Below are 16,003 nucleotides of genomic sequence, written 5' to 3'. Positions count from 1 at the left end.
GTCGGTCGCGGGCGGTGTATGATCCGGCGCGGCCGTCCCGCCCTCCAGCGTCACGCCATGCTGACTCCGATCACCCGGTACACCCTGGCCACGCACGACGGCCCCTATGCCGACTGGCCGCTGGAGACGCCGCTGCTGTGCGACGGCGTGCCGACGGGGTGCAGGGTGCCGGGCTTCGTGATCGAGGGGCAGTACCGCTGGGGCGACCACGTGTTGCTGATCAACTCGTGGGACTGCCCGTTCGAGGAGTCCTACGACTTCCTGCTGCTCGACACCGCACACCGCGTGGTCGCGCGCACGTCACTCGGCGCGCCATACGCAACGTACCTGCTCCATGCGCACTGGCCCGTGGACGCCAACTCGGTGCGGCTCCACTTCCAGGAGCGGTTCTGCTGTACGATCGTGATCGACGCGCCGTCCGGGTGGCTGCGGCGCCGGCATCGGGTGCGGCTGGTGCGTCACCTGACGGCGCCGTCGGACGAGCGGACGCAGGCGTCGATCAGGGCGTTGCAGGCGAGCCTGGAGGCGATCGCGCGGGTGACGGGGCCGGCGGCGCCTGACCGGTGATCGGGTGCACGCGGTCGGCTCCGGCGACAGCAGCGCCGCCGCTTCATTTGCCCGCGCCAGGCGGAATCACACGAGCCGGGCCACCGTCGGCGCGGACCGCTCCGACGCTGTCGCCCGCCGGGTGACGTCAGGGGACGTAGGCGATGCAGTCGATTTCCACCCGCAGCCCCACCCCAGGCAGGCCTGCCGCCTGGATCGTCGTGCGTGCCGGGCGATGGTCGCCGAACATCCGTTCATAGACCGCGTTCATGGCCGGGAACTCCGCCATGTCGAGCAGGAACACGCCGCAGCGCAACACGTGCTGCAGGTCGGTGCCGGCCGCCGTGAGGATCGTCTCGACGTTCCTGAGGCATTGCGCGGTCTGGGTGGCGGCATCGCTGCCGGCCAGCGCGCCGGTGGCGGGATCCGTCGCGCCCTGGCCGGAGACGAAGACGAGGCGTTCGAAGCCCATGCCGGGTGAGTACGGGCCGACGGGCTTGGGGAGGTTCGGGGCGTGGATGGGGCGATGGCTCATGGCGACAACGGGGCGATGGGTTGGCAGGTCCGTGTGCGGAACGTCCCGGCACGGTCGGTGGAGACAGTGGACTCAGCGCTCCCGGGTGCGCCGCGAGAAGGTGATCTCGATTCGCTCGACCAGCACATCCTTCGTCATCGACTGCGTCTGGCCCACGTCGAGCGCCACCGGAACGGCCTTCTCGAACACCCACGTGAAGACCGGGGCTCCCGTGTCACTGACCAGGGAGACGCGCACGGTCTGCGCGGTGATCGGTGCGCCGAGTGGAGCGTTGAGCGTCGTCGTGCACCAGCGCAGCAGCGGCGATGTCAGGGCAAGCACGCCGCGCTGGAGCACGAGGGTGGAACTCACCGCCGAGGGCCGTGCGTACGAATACGTGGTCTCACCGCCGAGGGGTAGCGTTTCCGTCGTGATCTCGGCGTCAAGGCCGCGGACCTCGTGGAACAGCGCAGACGCGCCGTCGGGTGCGGTTCCGATGGAGACACGGAAGGCGAAGGCCGCTGGCGGGTCTGGCGCGTGTGGCATGCGGACCGGGGGTGGGCAGGTGACCGCCGACGCGGATCGGGGAGCCGTGCACAGGGAGGGCGGCGGGGGGCGTGACGGGCCGTGGGAAGGTGCATGCGTGTGCACACGACCGCGAGGGCGGTCGTGGGGCGATGCGGCGTTCCGGATGCCGGGAGTCGGCAGTTCGATGGTCTTCGGATGTTCGTGCACCGAGTGTCACCGATGACCCGGTCTGGTCGGGCCCGCCTGACCAGAACTGTCAGCCAGTGCCCGGGCGCTGGGCGCCGAATGGCGCGCGTGCGAACCATGCGGCACCCAGCATCGAAACAAGCGATCCCCAGAACGAAGCCTCGACGACGACCTGGACCCACTGCGGTGCGGGCAGCCAGACTTTCGGCACTCCGACGCTGACACCCGTCAGCATCACGTACAATCCCATGAGCGTGGTCACGCGGCGATCAGGTGTCGCGCGGGACGCGAGCAGGATGACGCCCATCATGACACACGGCGCGAGTACCAACCAGCCACGCAGCGGACCGGTCGCGAGCAGCGTGCCTGCGAGCGCGACGAGTGCACAGACTACGCCAATGACATCTGCGCGCTTGCTCATCCCTCTCCTCCGAACGAATGAAGGGACTTCAGAGAATCGAGGTGCATGCTGCACCGCGGCCACCGGCACGATATACTGCTCACCACGCTCCGGCCCTGCTGTGCGCAGCAACCGGCGCCGGGTGACGCAGGCGAGGATGCCGGCTGCGGCACCGTGAGACTGCAGCACACGCCGGCCCTCCGCCAGCCCGCACGCCACTAGGGCAGTCGCACGGACCGGCGACCGAGGACCCTTTCGACCGTCGCCTGCTGCGGCGGAGCGATCCTCCGGCGATACTCGACACGGTACTCGCCCCTGGGGAGCAGGCGCACCACGGCGCGCACCGTCGCCGGAGTCTCGACCAGCAGGCAGAGGCGATTGGAGGGAATCTCGATCACCGTGATGACGAGCGTTCCCTTGACCTGGCCCGCCACCACGCTGTAGTCCATGCAGCCACTCGTGCCGAGCAGGGCGGAGGCGCTCACCGAATCACCCGACGCGGCAATGGCCAGGGTGTCTGCAGCGTCACTCGGCGGCGGCAAGATCTGCAGGGCAACGGGCAGGCCTGCCGGCGGGGCGGCCTTCGTCGCGTAGAACGGGCCTGTGGTTGCCTCGCCGCAGGACGCGGCGCACAGCGCGAGGGCCAGGGCACGGACGGTGTTGCGCATGTGACCTCGCGGGCGTGGTGCGTGGGTTGGTCTCAGCGTGAGTACTGGAAGATGCGTCACGGCGTCCCACGCGACCGTCGGGCTGCGGGGAGGCCGGTCAGCCCGGCAAGTGCCACGAGCGGCAATGCGACGCGAGTCATCGGTCGTTGCGGAATCGGGCTCGGCACCCTGCGGCCGCCAGCGGACGGCCCGGCGGGTGTCAAACCCGAGCCTGGTCGCCCGCCACGGCCGGACCCGCGCGAGGGTCAGACCCCCGCCGTCCTGCCCGCAGACTGCTTCACCCGCACGATCGCGACGCCGACCTCCTTCGACGCCCGCACGAAGGCGGAGTCCGCGCCGATCTGACGCTCTGCCTCGTCGAAGCGCTGGGCGTTGATCAGCGTCGCGACCTTCGCGGCTTCCGTGTGGAACCGCGCATGCGTCGCGACGAGGTGTGCAAAGCCGTCGCAGTTGCCGCAGGCGGCCCGTGCGCCGGTGTGCAGCCACTTGCCCAGCTCGCAGGCGTTGTCCTTGCCGATCGTCGCGACGTCCATCGGCTCGCGCCGCGCAATGGCGGTGCGAAGCTTCATGCGCCACTGTGCGTGCGCCTGAATGGCCTGTTCCAAATCCATGCTTTGCTCTCCAGGGTGTTCGGATGGGCCGTGCGGAGCGCGCGTCCGGGTTTCCGGACCGCGCTCCAGACGGATATTCGATTGAATGTCGGACGGAAGCGGATCGGGCTTGAGCCGCCAGGCAGCTCCCGGACGTCGTGCCAGGCAGGAGAGGCACGCGAGCGCGCCGGCGCTGCGTGATCGGATGCGCGATCGATCCACCCCCGCCAGCTCTCAACGGAGACGATGCGCCGCGCATAGAGCAGCAGGTGAGGCCTGGCGTCGGTATCCACCGTCCGCCCGACGCCCGCGCGCGGTTCCTCCAGCACCATCCCACCGGTCCCTTCATGCGCGTCCCCCTCGCCCCCCGTGTCCAGATCGTGCTCCTCCGGGCAGCGCTCCTGCAGTGCACGATGGCGGGCCTGCTGCCGGGGCAGGACGAGCGCGCCCGCCCGCGCCCGCGCGCTGCGGTGGATTCGGCACGCGCCGCCGCACTCTACGTGAGCAACGACCCCGCCGATCACCCCGTAGCCAACTACGCGCGCGCGATCGCCGCCAAGGCGGCCACCGACAGCATCTTCGCCGCCCGGAGTGCGGGGGTGATGAAGTTCTCCAAGGTGACGTACACCAGCCCCGTGGATGGCCTCGAGATCCCGGCCTCGCTGTTCGAGCCGCTCACCGCGCGCGGCCCGCGCACCCGGCCGGCCCTGGTCTGGGTGCACGGCGGCGTGCACGGGAACTGGGACCAGAACTACCTGCCGTTCATCATCGAGGCGGTCCGGCGCGGCTACGTGATCATCGCCCCGGATTACCGCGGCAGCACGGGGTATGGGAAGGCGTTCCACGAACGCATCGACTACGGCGGCACGGAAGTGGACGACGTCCTTGCCAGCGTGCAGGTGCTGCGCGCGAACGCGAACGTGGACACCACACGCATCGGCGTGATGGGGTGGAGCCATGGTGGCTACATCACCGCACTGCTCATGATGCGGCACGCCCGCGAGGTGCCGTTCCGGTCGGGCGCCGCGATCGTGCCCGTCACGAACCTGCTGTTCCGGCTCTCCTTCAAGGGCCCGTCCTACCAGCGCTCCTTCGCCACCCAGGCGGGACTGCGCGGCCTGCCCTTCGAGAACCGCGCCGAGTACGTGCGGCGCTCACCGTACTACTGGGTGGACAGCCTCCGCCGCCCGCTGCTCGTGCACGTGGCCACGAACGACGAGGACGTGAACTTCGAGGAGGCCCGTCCACTCGTCGACGCGCTCGTCGCCCGGAAGCCGCACCTGGCCGAGACGAAGGTCTACGTGAATCCCACGCCGGGGCCGGCCAGCGTCGGCCACACCTTCAGCCGCCGCGTGAACCGCGTGACGCTGCTGCGAGAGGATTCGCCGGAACAGGTGGACTCGTGGAACCGCGTCTGGGCCTTCTTCGCGCGCACCATGCCGTCTCGCTAGCGGCCCGTCGTGTGCGGGGCCTCCGCAAGGGCGTCACTCACCGGCCTTGAGCACCACGATCCCCGCCACCACCAACACCGTCCCAAACAACTGTGGCGCGTTCACCCGCTCGCCCAGCAGCACCACCCCCAGCGCGACCGCCAGCACGGCTTCCAGCCCGAGCACGATCACGTACGCCACGCTCATCTTACCGCCTGCCATGCCGAGCGCCTGCAGGCCGGCGCCGGCAATGAAGGCCACGAACACCAGCGCACCCGGTCGCCACAGCGTGAGCCCGGCGGACTGCTGCATCGCCACCCCGCCCAAGGCGTAACACACCGCTGCGGCACCCAGCAGCAGCAGCGGACGCAGGGCAGCGCTATCCACGCGACGACGCCCCGTGCGCCGCCGCCACCAGCGCATCACCGCGCGCAACCACCAGGTCCAGCACGGCATGCAGGTCGGACACGGAGGCCTCGGGGTGCAGGAGGGTGAGCTTGAGCGTGGCACGACCCGACACGCGTGTCGTGCCGATCACCGCCGTGCCGTCGGCCAGCAGGGTGTCACGGATGGCCTGGTTCAGCGCGTCTGCCACACGGTCGTCCGCACGATACCGGAACAACACGCTGGTGAGGTGCACGGGGGCATGCACCAGCTCAAGCGCCGGACGCGCCGCCACCGCCCGCGCGACCGCGCCCGCCAGGTCACAGGTGGCATCGATCATGCCGCCCAGCCGCCGGCGACCGAGTGCCTGGAACGTCAACCATACCTTCAGCGCGTCGAACCGGCGCGTGGTGGCGAGCGAGCGGTTCACGAGGTCTGGCACCCCCTGCTCGAGGTGCGACACGGGGTTCAGGTAGTCGGCATGCGTTGTGATGTGCGCGTACTGTGCGGCATCACGCAGCAGGAACACCCCGCAGCTCACGGGCTGCCAGAGCAGCTTGTGGAAGTCGAGGCCGATGGAATCGGCCCGCTCGATGCCGGCCAGCGCATGCCGGCGCGTGTCGGAGAAGAGCAGGGCTCCCCCGTACGCGGCGTCCACGTGCAGCCACGCGCCACACGCCTGCGCGGCATCGGCCAGCGCCGGCAGCGGATCGATCGCACCATGGTCGGTGGTGCCCGCCGTGGCGCAGAGCACGAATGGGATGCGCCCGTCGCGCCGCAGCGCCGCCAGCACCTCGCGCAGCGCCGCGGGATGCATCGCGAAGCCATCATCCACGGGCACCTTCACGACACTGTCGGTGCCGAGTCCAAGCTGCATGGCCGACTTGTCCACCGTGAAGTGCGCGACCTCCGAGCAGAGCATCACCAGCCGCCCCGCATCCGGCGGCAATCCGCGCGCTCGCACCGGCCAGCCGCGCGCGGCGAGGTGCGCATCACGCGCCAGCCAGAGGCCCATGGCGTTGGACTGCGTACCCCCGGACGTGAAGGTGCCGCCGGCGCCCGCCGGCAGCCCCGCACGGGCACAGAGCCAGGCGCACAGCTGCTCCTCGACCATCGTCGCTGCCGGCGCCTGGTCGAACGAGTCCATCGACTGGTTCAGCACCGACAGCACCACCTCGGCCGCCAGCGCCGGAATCAGTGGCGGGCAGTGCAGGTGAGCCGCGGTGCCGGGCAGGCCGACGATGATCGAATGCCGCACGATGGCGTCCATGCCGGCCACGGCCTGGTCGAGCGGCATCCCCTGCTCGGGGCAGGGATCGGCGGGCAGCTGCGCTGCGATGGTCGCGGGGCTCGCACCACTGTAGGGCGCACGGGGACGTGCACGCCGGAACAGGGCGGTGGCCGCGTCGATGGCGCGCGCCCAGGCGTCGTGACTGGCCGGGTCGTTCGAGAGGAAGTCCACGTGATGCGTGCGCCTGGGCCTGGGCAGGAACTGGGGCTACGACGCCGCGGGCGGCCTGCGTGCGGCAGAGCCCCTCTTCACCGCCGCTTTCTTCACCGCCGCCTGCTTCACCGCCGCCTGCTTCACCGCCGCTTTCTTCACTGCCGCCTTCTTCATCGCCACCTTCTTCACCGTCGTCGTCTTCCCGCCGGCATTCAGCGCGATCGCCGCCCGCACCAGCGCCGTGAACGCCACCGCGTCGACGACCTCGCCCTCCCGGATGTCGATCGCGCGGCGCGCGTTGCCTTCCAGGCTGGCGTTGAAGAGCCGCGCCGGATCGGCGAGCGACGCACCCTTGTGGAAGGTGAGCTTCACCACGGACTTGTAGGTCTCGCCGGTGCAGAGGATGCCGTGATGCGAGAAGACGGGGGTGCCCATCCACTTCCACTCCTCCACGACCCCGGGGTCGGCGTCGTGGATCAGTGTGCGCATGCGGCGCAGGGTCTCACCGCGCCAGTCGCCGAGGTCGGCGATGCGCTTCGTGATGAGGTCCGAGGCGGACGGGGTGCCGGGGGGCGTGGACGGTGTCACGGTGCCTGTCTCCGTTGTCCGGTGGAAAGCCTGGCGACCCACATCCGGTTGCGGGCCGGCCTCACGTCTCGCGGGCGCCGAGCACCCGCTCGAAACACAACGTGTCGGGCAGGAGGCCCGGCTGGTAGTGCGGAATGGGCTCGAAGCCAAGCCGCCCGTACAACGCGCGCGCGGCCAGCAGCTCGGGGGCGGTGTCCAGCCGCACACGATCGTAGCCCAGGTGCGCCGCCCGGTGCAGCAGCGCCCGGAGCAGCGCCTCGCCCACGCCGCGGCCGCGGGCGGCGGGGCGCACGTACATCCGCTTGATCTCCACGATGCCGGGCTCGAAGTGACGCAGGGCACCGCACCCCAGGGCACCACCGTCGTCCAGCGCCACCAGCAATGCGCCACGCGGTGCCACGAACGGCTGGGGGAGCGCCGCGATGTCGGCCGCGGCGTTCGACCAGCGCCCGACGGTGTGCGGCAGCGCCGCGTACTCGGCGACGAGCGCACGGGCGACCGCCAGCAGGGGCGCGCCGCCGTGTTCGGGGACGGTCTCGATTCGGACGCTCATGGTCCCTCAACAGTAGGCCGGAGGCCGCCCGCCCGGGCACCCCGTCGGGCGGGGGACCGGCGCTCTGACGGGTCATGAGCCGTTTCCGCCGCGTTTCTCGCTTTAGTGTGTGGGGAGGCAGCATACCGGGCTGCCGTCCCGCCCGGACGACCCCGCGCGGGGTTGCCGGACCCTCCCGCTGGACCCGGCCGGACGTCCCGGCCGGTATCGCTGGACCGAAGTGAATGGCCGCCGGTCGTGGGTGTGTGGCTGGGACACCGGCGGCAGGTCCGATGCTGTGCTGCGACGCGGCAGTGCAGCATCGAACGCGGGGGTGGCGCACGGCGTGCGTCGCCCCCGCGGATGCGCTTGCCGCAATCGCACGCGCTCGAGTTCGTCCCGTGGTGATGCAGGGGTACACTGCACGCAACACGGGAGACGATGACCGCACGAACCCGCATGCCAGCGGCGCCGGACAGCGCAGGCAAGGGACTCACCGCCGCGAAGGCGGCCGAGCTGCTGCAGTCGCACGGCCCGAACACCCTGCCGCCGGCCCGCCAGCGCTCATCGCTCGCGATCCTCGCCCACCAGTTCCGCAGCCTGATCGTGCTGCTGCTCCTGGTGGCCAGCGGGATCGCCTTCGCCATGGGCGACCTGAGCGAGGGGATCGCGATCCTGGTCGTGATCCTGCTCAACGCACTGATCGGCTTCGGCACCGAGTGGAAGGCGGGGCGTGCGCTCGATTCGCTGCGCAGCCACGAGGTGCCGGTGGCGCGGGTGCGCCGCGATGGCCACGAACGCCAGGTGCCGGCCAGCGAGCTGGTGCCGGGTGACGTGGTGCTGCTGCATGCCGGCGATCGCGTGCCGGCCGATGCGCGCGTGCTGCACGCCACGGGCCTGCACGTGGACGAGTCGTCGCTCACCGGTGAGTCGGTGGCGGTGCTCAAGGTGCATGCGCCGGAACCCGACGCGGGTGCCGCCCTCGGCGACCGCACGGGGATGGTGCACATGGGGACGACGGTGATGGCGGGACGCGGGTCGGCCGAGGTCACGGCCACCGGCGCCGACACGGAGCTGGGACACGTGGGCAGGCTGATCGCCGATGTCGCGGATCGCGCCACACCGCTCGAAGCGAAGCTGGCGGAGCTCAGCCGCGCGATGCTGGTGCTGGTCCTGGTGCTCTGCGCGGTGATCGTGGTGGCCGGCTGGCTGCGTGGCAACGACCTGCTGCGCATGCTGGAGGTGGGGGTGTCGCTGGCCATCGCGGCGGTGCCGGAAGGGCTGCTGGCGGTGACGACCATGACGCTGGCCGTCGGCATGCAGCGCATGGCGCGGATGAAGGCGCTGGTGCGGCGGCTGCCGGCGGTCGAGGCCCTCGGCGCCACCACGGTCATCTGCACCGACAAGACGGGAACACTCACGCAGAACGAGATGACGGTGCGCGTGCTGCTGGCCGGCCCGCGCCGCATCGAGGTCACGGGCCAGGGTTACGCGCGCGACGGGGTGCTGCACGACGCCGGCCACGAGGCGACCGTCCTCGCCGGCGCCACTGCCGGTGATCCGCTCGCGATCGCCCTCCGCATCGGCGCACTCTGCGGCGACGCCACCGTGCAGCGCACCGGTGACGCCGTCACGGTGCTCGGTGACCCCACGGAGGTCGCGCTGGTGGTGCTGGCCGAGAAGGCGGGGCTCTCGCGGGCGGCGCTGCAGGCGGCGTGGGTGCGCACGGCGGAGAGTCCGTTCGACAGCGCCACGAAGCGGATGCACACGGTGCACCAGCGGGCCGACGGATCGCGGGTGGTGTTCGCGAAGGGGGCCCCGTCGTCGATCCTCGCCGCGAGCGGGTGGGAGTTGACTGCGGAGGGCCGGTCCCCGCTCACCGATGACGCGCGGGCAGCCTGGGTCGATCGCAACAACGTGCTCGCCGGCCAGGCGCTGCGCGTGCTGGCGCTGGCATGCCGCGAACTGGACGCCGGCGACGACGCGCCGGTGGAGACGTTGGCGCACGACCTGACGTTCGTGGGCCTGGTGGGGATGATGGACCCGCTCAGCGACGGGGTGACCGAGACGGTGGCCGTCTGCCGTCGCGCCGGCATCCGGGTGGTGATGATCACCGGCGACCAGCTCGTGACCGCTGCCGAGATCGCGCGGCAGCTCGGCATCGACCACGCGGCCGACGGGCGGACGCTGCGGGTGGTGCACGCGCGCGAGCTGGCCGGCCTGGATGCGTCCGGCTGGGAGCGGGTGGTGGCCGACGCGGCGGTGTTCGCGCGGGTGACGCCGGAGCACAAGCTGCAGATCGTCGCGGCGCTGCAGCGCGAGGGGGCGGTGGTGGCGATGACCGGTGACGGCGTGAACGACGCGCCCGCACTCAAGGCGGCCGACGTGGGCATCGCGATGGGCATCCGCGGCACCGACGTGGCGAAGGATGCGGCGGACATCGTCATCACCGACGACCACTTCGCCACCATCGTCGCGGCGGTGGAACAGGGGCGCGTGATCGTCTCCAACATCCTGCGCTTCATCCACTACCTGTTCGCCTGCAATTTCGCCGAGATCCTCACGGTGTTCGCCGCGATCATGCTCGGCTGGCCGCTGCCGATCGGGGTGCTGCAGATCCTCTGGCTGAACATGGTGACGGACCTGTTCCCGGCGCTGTCGCTGGCGATGGAGCCGGCGGCGCCGGGCGTGATGCAGCAGCCACCGCGCGACCCGGGCGAGGCGCTGCTCACGCGCGGCTTCGCGTGGCTGATCGCGTGGCAGGGGATGCTCCTGGCCGCGAGCACGCTGGTCGCGTTCGCGGTCGGGATGCGCTGGCACGGGCGCAGCGGCACGGAGCTGGCCCATGCCGTGACGGTCGCGTTCATGACGCTCTCGATGGTGCAGATCGTGCACACCTTCAGTGCGCGGTCGCGCACCGCGTCGATCATCGGCGCCGGCTTCCTGGGCAACCGCTGGCTCTGGGGTGCGGTGCTGGGCAGCGCGGCGCTGCAACTGGCGGCGGTGGAGGTGCCCTTCCTGCGCGGGGTGCTGGACACCGTCTCGCTGACGTGGGCGGACTGGGGCCTGGTCGCGGCCTGCTCCGCCGCGCCGGTGATCGTGATCGAGCTGGTGAAGGCGGTGGGGCGCCGTCGCAGCGCGGTGCCCTGGCGGCGTTGAAAATCCTCGCAATACCGCCGGTATTGCTGCGGTTTTCGCCTGGCCAACCAGGCGCCCCATCCAGCTGTGTGCCATCCGAACTTCGATGACACGCCACTAGAACGGATACCGCACCACACACTGCCCCGTGCCGCTCATCGTCCCGGTGTAGCCCGCGGCGTTGCCGGCGGTGGTGAAGCTGAACGTGAGGAAGTCGGCGCCGTCGCTCTGCGTCAGCACGGAGCTCACGGTGAGCGTGATCGAGTTGACACCGGAGACCTGAGGCATGGACAGCGCGCCCGGCGTGGTGGCCGGCGTCGCGCCCTGCACGAACACGTCACCCGCCTTCACGCGGACGTTGCGCGGGGCGTAGAGGGTGACGTTGAACTGCAGGAAGGTCGAGAGCCGGACGGGGAACAGGTTCTGGTACACGCAGCTCACCTGCTCGGCGCCGGTGCCGGCATTCAGGTCCACGCGACCGAGCCCTCCCCCAGGCGACGTGTAGGCCCCGTTGCCGTAGTTGTTCTGGGCCCAGAGCGTGTTGGCGCCGGTGTTGGCCCACACCAGGCCGGGGAACACGAGCACTGGTGTGGAGGCCATCGCCACGACGGCACCCGACGCGTTCCGCACCTCGACCCGCACGGTGTCGGTGGTCGCACCGGCCGGCGAGACGTACGTGGCGTTGTTGACGGTCGTGGTCGCGGTGGTGGCGCTGCTGCCGCTGAAGAGGCCCGTCGTGGCACCGGCACCGGTGATCGTCCACCGATAGCTGCCCCCGACCGGGATCGTGCCGGTGGTGGGGGTCACGACGAGCAACTGGGTGCCCGCCCCCGTCTGGGACTCCACATGCGGAGAGACGGGACTGATCGCGACGGCCAGCGCGGTGCCGCTTGCCGTCCGCACGGGCGTCGCCCCGCCGCCCACGGGGGTGCTGCTGGCATCGAGCACCTGCACGGTGAGGGTATCCACGCCATCCGCCGCCGGCGCGACGTAGGTCACGCTGTCGCCGGCGGCCCCCGAGAGCGTGCCGCTGCCGAGCACCGCCCAGACGAGCCGGCCGCCAGCCGGCACGCTGCCGCTCACCGCGCTCGCCCTGAACACCTTGCGCTGGCTGCGGCTCAGGGTCGTCGAGTCGGGGGCGATCTTCATCGTCACGCGCGGCGTGGCGGGATCGGTCGGCGCGCCATCGCCACAGCCCGCGAGGGTGAGCAGGGCGGCGGTGACGAGGACCAGGAGTCGGGTGGACATCGCAGCTCCGCGGCTGAGGGAGACGGGTGAGAAGGGCCGGCGGGTGGGCCGCTCTCCCCTCACGCGCAGCGGGCGCCGGTTTCCTCTCATCGGCCGCCGCGGCCGGGCCGGCGGCGCCGGCAAGGCCCTACCTTTCCCCCATCCCCGCGCCGCACCGCACCAGCCGATCCCCGACCACGCCATGACCCCGCCCGCCACCCGCTTCGCCTACTTCGACAACCGCATCGTCCCCATCGGCGAGGCCACGGTCAGCGTGATGACCCACGGCCTCCACTACGGGACGGCGGTGTTCGGCGGCCTGCGCGGCTACTGGAACGAGGACGAGGGACAGCTCTACATCTTCCGGCCGCTGGACCACTACCGGCGCTTCCTGCAGTCGGCGGGCATGCTGCGCATGGCGCTGCCGCAGTCGGCCGAGGAGCTCACGGGGATCACGGCCGAGCTCCTGCGGGCGGAGGGGTTCCGCGAGAACTGCTACATCCGGCCGCTGGCCTACCTCTCGGAGCTGTCGATCCACCTGAGGCTGAACGACATGGCCTCGGCGGTGACGATCTTCAGCCTGCCGTTCGGCCGCTACATCGCCAATGAGGCCGGCGCCCACGTGGCCTTCTCGGCGTGGCGCCGCGTGGACGACAATGCCATCCCGGCGCGCGGCAAGATCGCCGGCGCCTACGTCAACTCGGCACTCAGCAGCACCGACGTGCGCCTGGCCGGCTACGACGAGGCGCTGGTGCTCAACGACGATGGCCACGTCTCGGAGATGAGCTCGGCCAACTTCTTCATCGTGCGCGACGGGGTCGCGATCACGCCGCCCGTGACGTCGAACGTGCTCGAGGGGATCGTGCGCCGGTCGGTGATCCAGCTCCTGCGCGAGGAACTCGGCGTGGAGGTGGTGGAGCGCAGCATCGACCGCAGCGAGGTCTACATCGCCGACGAGTGCTTCATGTGCGGCACCGGGGTGCAGATCGCCGCCATCACGCGCATCGAGCACCGCGCCGTGGCGGGGGGTGTGATGGGCGACGTCACGCAGCGCCTGCGTGCACTGTTCTTCGACATCGTGGCCGGCAAGGTGGAGCGGTACCGCGCCTGGCTGGTGCCGGTGTACTAGTGGCGTGTAATCGAAGTTCCGGAAGCAGTCGCCGGTCGGGGCATCCCGGCTGGCGGCGTTGAAAATCCTCGCAATACCGCTGGTATTGCTGCGGTTTTCGCCTGGCCATCCAGGCGCTCCATCCGGCTTCGTGCTATCCGAACTTCGATTGCACGCCACTAGCTAGCGGTCCGGGACCACCGTCTCGAGCCGCTTGTCCTGCAGGTTCGCGCGGTGCGAGAGCGCGCCGGTGGTGAGCACCTGCGCCACCGCCGTGCCGTCGAAGCTCACCGCGGCGTGGCTGGCCGTGTGCACTGCCGGGCGCTGGGTCATGCCCGCCACGTCCGAGAGCTCGAGCACCACCAGCCCCGTGATCGGCCACGGGAAGCGGGGATCGTTCACGAGGTAGCGCACGTCGGTGTAGCGGTTGACGCGCGTCACCGTCGATGCCGCGGCGCGGCCGGCGCCGGCCGCCGCCACCTTCACGATCGAGTCGGTGCCGCTCATCACGAGCCGTCCCTGCGCATCCTTCGAGAAATGGCGCACGAGGATGCGCGTCTCGGTCACGCCGTCGGCGGGTGAGGCCTGCACGCGCCGCACCTGCTCGATGGTCGACGCCGGCATGCCGTCGTAGACGCGGACCTCGGCCCCCGAGGCATCGGTGAACCGCACCGTCGAGCTGTCGCTGGCGCCGCAGGCCGGCGTGTCGTGGCAGGCCACCAGCGCGGCAACCGACGGCCGCTCGAATGCCACGCCCAGCCCGAAGTAGTCGATCATCTCCGGCGTGAGCTTCGTGGAGAGCGGCATGCCGTCCTGCGTGGCGGCCGCATGTGCAGCGGCCGCGCGCGGGGCCTGCGGGGTGAGGAGCACCACCGCGGCGCCGACGGCCGTGAGGGCGAGTACGCGGACGAACGGCTTGCTGGGCTTCATCGCCTGGGGACCGGGGAAGGTGGTATCCGCCTGTGACGACGCGCCCGCGCCGCAGGTCACCGCCGCAGGACGCCCCGGACGCCGAAGATCCCGCGGATCAGGACCGCGTTCCGGCCGGCACAGAGCTGCCGGTCGGTGGTGAGCAGCGCGTGCGCCGCATCCTCGAACGATGCCCAGCGATTGAGGAGGTAGTGGTGCGCGACCACCAGCCGCTCGGCCGCCTCCCGCCCGAGGGCGATGCGCAGCTGCCAGAGGCAGGCGCTCCAGATCTCGCCGTCGTCGTGCACCTCGCCCACGAAGTCGCGCGGGAAGCGCTTCCGGCTGTCGAGGCGGCGCAGGCAGGGCACGCCTCCCTGGGGCTCACACTCGATGCAGTCCCACCCGCTGAGGGTGGCACGGAGGCGCGCCGACTTCCGGTCGGCATATGTGCTCGCGGCGAGGAAGTCGCCGAACCCCTCGCCCATCGCGCCGGCTTCCACCGACTCGCCGAACCCCGGGATCTGCGCATCCTGCAGCGCGTGCCCGTACTCGTGGATCACGGTCTCGGCATCCTCGGCGTCGTCCACGCCGCCCGTGCCGAGCGCCACCGACCTGGCATCCGGGTCGTAGTACGAGTTGTCCTCGCGGCTGGCGGTGACGTTCACCGGGAAGGGGAAATCGAGGAGCCCCGTGAACCCCAGCGACTGCAGGTGCCGCTGGAGGCGGTCGATGTGGTAGTAGACCATCACCTCGCCGAAGCCGCGCTCGCCGCGACGGAAGTCGAAGCTCCCGCGCCGGCGCCGGACACGCCGTGGCGTGGGGCGGGTGGTCACGAACGGGCCGTCGAGCAGGCCGCTGCGCGACACGTCGGGCAGGGTGACCGTGCGATAGGCGGCGTCGGGGAGCACGCGGCGCGCGGCGCGCAGCGTGATGTCGTCGAGCGCGGCGACGGGGTTCGGGTCGAACACGCGCCCGGCGCGCGCACGATGCTTGAGCACACTGCGCTTCCAGAGCACCGCGCCGGTGAAGGCGTCGAGATAGAGCTTCCACTGCTGCCGCGGCCTGCTCACGTCCACCACGACCTTCCACGCCAGTTGCGGCGTGCCGGTGACGATGCGGTAGGTGAGTTCCGGTTCCGTCACGGTGGTGCGCGCGCCGGGCTCGCGGCGCACGGCCGCGCGGGCGAGCGCCGTCACGCGCGCGTGCGACAGCACCGCACCTTCGTCGCCCGGCAGCCGTGAACGCGTGGCGCGGGCCGCCGTCAGCGGCATCGCCGTGACCCGCGCCTGCATCACCTGGTGCGGCGTGGTGTCGTTCTGCACGTTGAACACGCGGCCGTCGGGCGCGATGTCCACGCGCAGCCAGGCACCGGAGATCTGCGTCAGCCCCACGTATTGCTGGAACAGCACGTGCGAGCCGAGGATGGTGGTCTTGGTGCGTTCGTACTTCAGGCCCGCCAGCTGCGGGTGGATGCCAAGGACGTGTGCGAGCCGCGTGATGAACGCGGTGGCGATCGCGCGCGGCGTGCCGGATGACGGCGGCGTGGTGAGGTCGAACACGCGACGTGCGACGGCGCGGCTGCGGCTCATCTCGACCAGGCCCTTCACCCCCCGCACACCGCGTAGCGCGAGCACCGGTCGCGGCCTTGGTGCGCGTCGCGCGACGTAGCGCATGAGGCACTCGTCGGGAACGCCGCGGATTGAGCGGATGCCCGTGACCCGGAACCGCTCGCTGGCCTCGAGCCGGTCGCGTTCCTCGTCGATGTTCAGCCGGTCGATCCGCTTCTCGAGCGTGCGCATGCGGGCGGCCTC

The 16,003-nt window shown here is 71.1% G+C and carries 16 protein-coding genes; 4 read left to right on the top strand and 12 right to left on the bottom strand.

Features of this window, described 5'->3' with window-relative positions; translation table 11 throughout:
• Positions 1-57 precede the first annotated feature (57 nt).
• Positions 58-567 (top strand): hypothetical protein, encoded by a 510-nt coding sequence (locus tag IT355_08090; GenBank protein MCC7053216.1) that lies wholly within the window; start codon positions 58-60, stop codon positions 565-567.
• A gap of 127 nt (positions 568-694) precedes the next feature.
• Here the strand turns inward: IT355_08090 and IT355_08085 are convergent, their stop codons facing one another.
• The 5 genes from IT355_08085 to IT355_08065 all read right to left on the bottom strand — a co-directional run bounded on the left by IT355_08085 (position 695) and on the right by IT355_08065 (position 3,654).
• Positions 695-1,081 (bottom strand): RidA family protein, encoded by a 387-nt coding sequence (locus IT355_08085; protein MCC7053215.1) that lies wholly within the window; start codon positions 1,079-1,081, stop codon positions 695-697.
• 72 nt (positions 1,082-1,153) lie between these two features.
• On the bottom strand, positions 1,154-1,606 hold the full coding sequence (locus tag IT355_08080) for a phage tail protein (GenBank protein MCC7053214.1): 453 nt from the start codon (positions 1,604-1,606) through the stop codon (positions 1,154-1,156).
• Positions 1,607-1,844: 238 nt separating this feature from the next.
• Positions 1,845-2,195 (bottom strand): hypothetical protein, encoded by a 351-nt coding sequence (locus tag IT355_08075; protein ID MCC7053213.1) that lies wholly within the window; start codon positions 2,193-2,195, stop codon positions 1,845-1,847.
• Positions 2,196-2,392: 197 nt separating this feature from the next.
• Positions 2,393-2,842, bottom strand: coding sequence for a hypothetical protein (locus IT355_08070; GenBank protein MCC7053212.1), 450 nt, complete (start codon positions 2,840-2,842; stop codon positions 2,393-2,395).
• A 245-nt stretch (positions 2,843-3,087) separates the two neighbouring features.
• Positions 3,088-3,654, bottom strand: a complete 567-nt coding sequence (locus IT355_08065; GenBank protein ID MCC7053211.1) for a CZB domain-containing protein — start codon at positions 3,652-3,654, stop codon at positions 3,088-3,090.
• Between the two features lie 125 nt (positions 3,655-3,779).
• Here IT355_08065 and IT355_08060 point away from each other — a divergent pair, with 125 nt between their 5' ends.
• The gene (locus tag IT355_08060) at positions 3,780-4,883 is read left to right on the top strand and encodes a S9 family peptidase (protein MCC7053210.1); all 1,104 of its coding nucleotides are present in this window, start codon (positions 3,780-3,782) and stop codon (positions 4,881-4,883) included.
• Positions 4,884-4,916: 33 nt separating this feature from the next.
• On the opposite strand, the gene IT355_08055 is transcribed toward IT355_08060, so the two are convergent.
• The 4 genes from IT355_08055 to IT355_08040 form a co-directional block, all read right to left on the bottom strand.
• Positions 4,917-5,249, bottom strand: coding sequence for an EamA family transporter (locus IT355_08055; protein MCC7053209.1), 333 nt, complete (start codon positions 5,247-5,249; stop codon positions 4,917-4,919).
• Entirely contained in the window at positions 5,242-6,708 is a 1,467-nt protein-coding gene (locus IT355_08050; GenBank protein MCC7053208.1) for an L-2,4-diaminobutyrate decarboxylase, read from the bottom strand. Before IT355_08050 ends, IT355_08055 begins: the two co-directional genes overlap by 8 nt.
• Before the next feature lie 36 nt (positions 6,709-6,744).
• Positions 6,745-7,278, bottom strand: a complete 534-nt coding sequence (locus IT355_08045) for a DUF1801 domain-containing protein (protein ID MCC7053207.1) — start codon at positions 7,276-7,278, stop codon at positions 6,745-6,747.
• 61 nt (positions 7,279-7,339) lie between these two features.
• Positions 7,340-7,831: a GNAT family N-acetyltransferase gene (locus IT355_08040; GenBank protein MCC7053206.1), complete on the bottom strand. Its 492-nt coding sequence runs from the start codon at positions 7,829-7,831 to the stop codon at positions 7,340-7,342.
• Positions 7,832-8,251: 420 nt separating this feature from the next.
• On the opposite strand from IT355_08040, the gene IT355_08035 reads away from it, so the two are divergent.
• Positions 8,252-10,969 (top strand): HAD-IC family P-type ATPase, encoded by a 2,718-nt coding sequence (locus tag IT355_08035; GenBank protein MCC7053205.1) that lies wholly within the window; start codon positions 8,252-8,254, stop codon positions 10,967-10,969.
• 96 nt (positions 10,970-11,065) lie between these two features.
• On the opposite strand, the gene IT355_08030 is transcribed toward IT355_08035, so the two are convergent.
• Positions 11,066-12,196, bottom strand: coding sequence for a hypothetical protein (locus IT355_08030; GenBank protein MCC7053204.1), 1,131 nt, complete (start codon positions 12,194-12,196; stop codon positions 11,066-11,068).
• A 181-nt stretch (positions 12,197-12,377) separates the two neighbouring features.
• Here IT355_08030 and IT355_08025 point away from each other — a divergent pair, with 181 nt between their 5' ends.
• Positions 12,378-13,304, top strand: a complete 927-nt coding sequence (locus IT355_08025) for a branched-chain amino acid transaminase (protein MCC7053203.1) — start codon at positions 12,378-12,380, stop codon at positions 13,302-13,304.
• 162 nt (positions 13,305-13,466) lie between these two features.
• Here the strand turns inward: IT355_08025 and IT355_08020 are convergent, their stop codons facing one another.
• Positions 13,467-14,213: a hypothetical protein gene (locus IT355_08020; GenBank protein ID MCC7053202.1), complete on the bottom strand. Its 747-nt coding sequence runs from the start codon at positions 14,211-14,213 to the stop codon at positions 13,467-13,469.
• Positions 14,214-14,269: 56 nt separating this feature from the next.
• The gene (locus tag IT355_08015; protein ID MCC7053201.1) at positions 14,270-15,991 is read right to left on the bottom strand and encodes a M36 family metallopeptidase; all 1,722 of its coding nucleotides are present in this window, start codon (positions 15,989-15,991) and stop codon (positions 14,270-14,272) included.
• Positions 15,992-16,003 lie beyond the last annotated feature (12 nt).

The sequence above is a fragment of the Gemmatimonadaceae bacterium genome (assembly GCA_020851035.1).
Lineage (GTDB): Bacteria > Gemmatimonadota > Gemmatimonadetes > Gemmatimonadales > Gemmatimonadaceae > JACMLX01.
Note: the sequence above shows the minus strand (reverse complement) of the source record. Positions and strands in the feature narration are given on the sequence as shown.

Bases quoted from the DNA above. Each gene is read 5' to 3' on its own strand.
- IT355_08090 (MCC7053216.1), top strand. From the start codon at position 58: ATGCTGACTCCGATCACCCGGTACACCCTGGCCACGCACGACGGCCCC.
- IT355_08085 (MCC7053215.1), bottom strand. From the start codon at position 1,081: ATGAGCCATCGCCCCATCCACGCCCCGAACCTCCCCAAGCCCGTCGGC.
- IT355_08080 (MCC7053214.1), bottom strand. From the start codon at position 1,606: ATGCCACACGCGCCAGACCCGCCAGCGGCCTTCGCCTTCCGTGTCTCC.
- IT355_08075 (MCC7053213.1), bottom strand. From the start codon at position 2,195: ATGAGCAAGCGCGCAGATGTCATTGGCGTAGTCTGTGCACTCGTCGCG.
- IT355_08070 (MCC7053212.1), bottom strand. From the start codon at position 2,842: ATGCGCAACACCGTCCGTGCCCTGGCCCTCGCGCTGTGCGCCGCGTCC.
- IT355_08060 (MCC7053210.1), top strand. From the start codon at position 3,780: ATGCGCGTCCCCCTCGCCCCCCGTGTCCAGATCGTGCTCCTCCGGGCA.
- IT355_08040 (MCC7053206.1), bottom strand. From the start codon at position 7,831: ATGAGCGTCCGAATCGAGACCGTCCCCGAACACGGCGGCGCGCCCCTG.
- IT355_08035 (MCC7053205.1), top strand. From the start codon at position 8,252: ATGACCGCACGAACCCGCATGCCAGCGGCGCCGGACAGCGCAGGCAAG.
- IT355_08030 (MCC7053204.1), bottom strand. From the start codon at position 12,196: ATGTCCACCCGACTCCTGGTCCTCGTCACCGCCGCCCTGCTCACCCTC.
- IT355_08025 (MCC7053203.1), top strand. From the start codon at position 12,378: ATGACCCCGCCCGCCACCCGCTTCGCCTACTTCGACAACCGCATCGTC.
- IT355_08020 (MCC7053202.1), bottom strand. From the start codon at position 14,213: ATGAAGCCCAGCAAGCCGTTCGTCCGCGTACTCGCCCTCACGGCCGTC.
- IT355_08015 (MCC7053201.1), bottom strand. From the start codon at position 15,991: ATGCGCACGCTCGAGAAGCGGATCGACCGGCTGAACATCGACGAGGAA.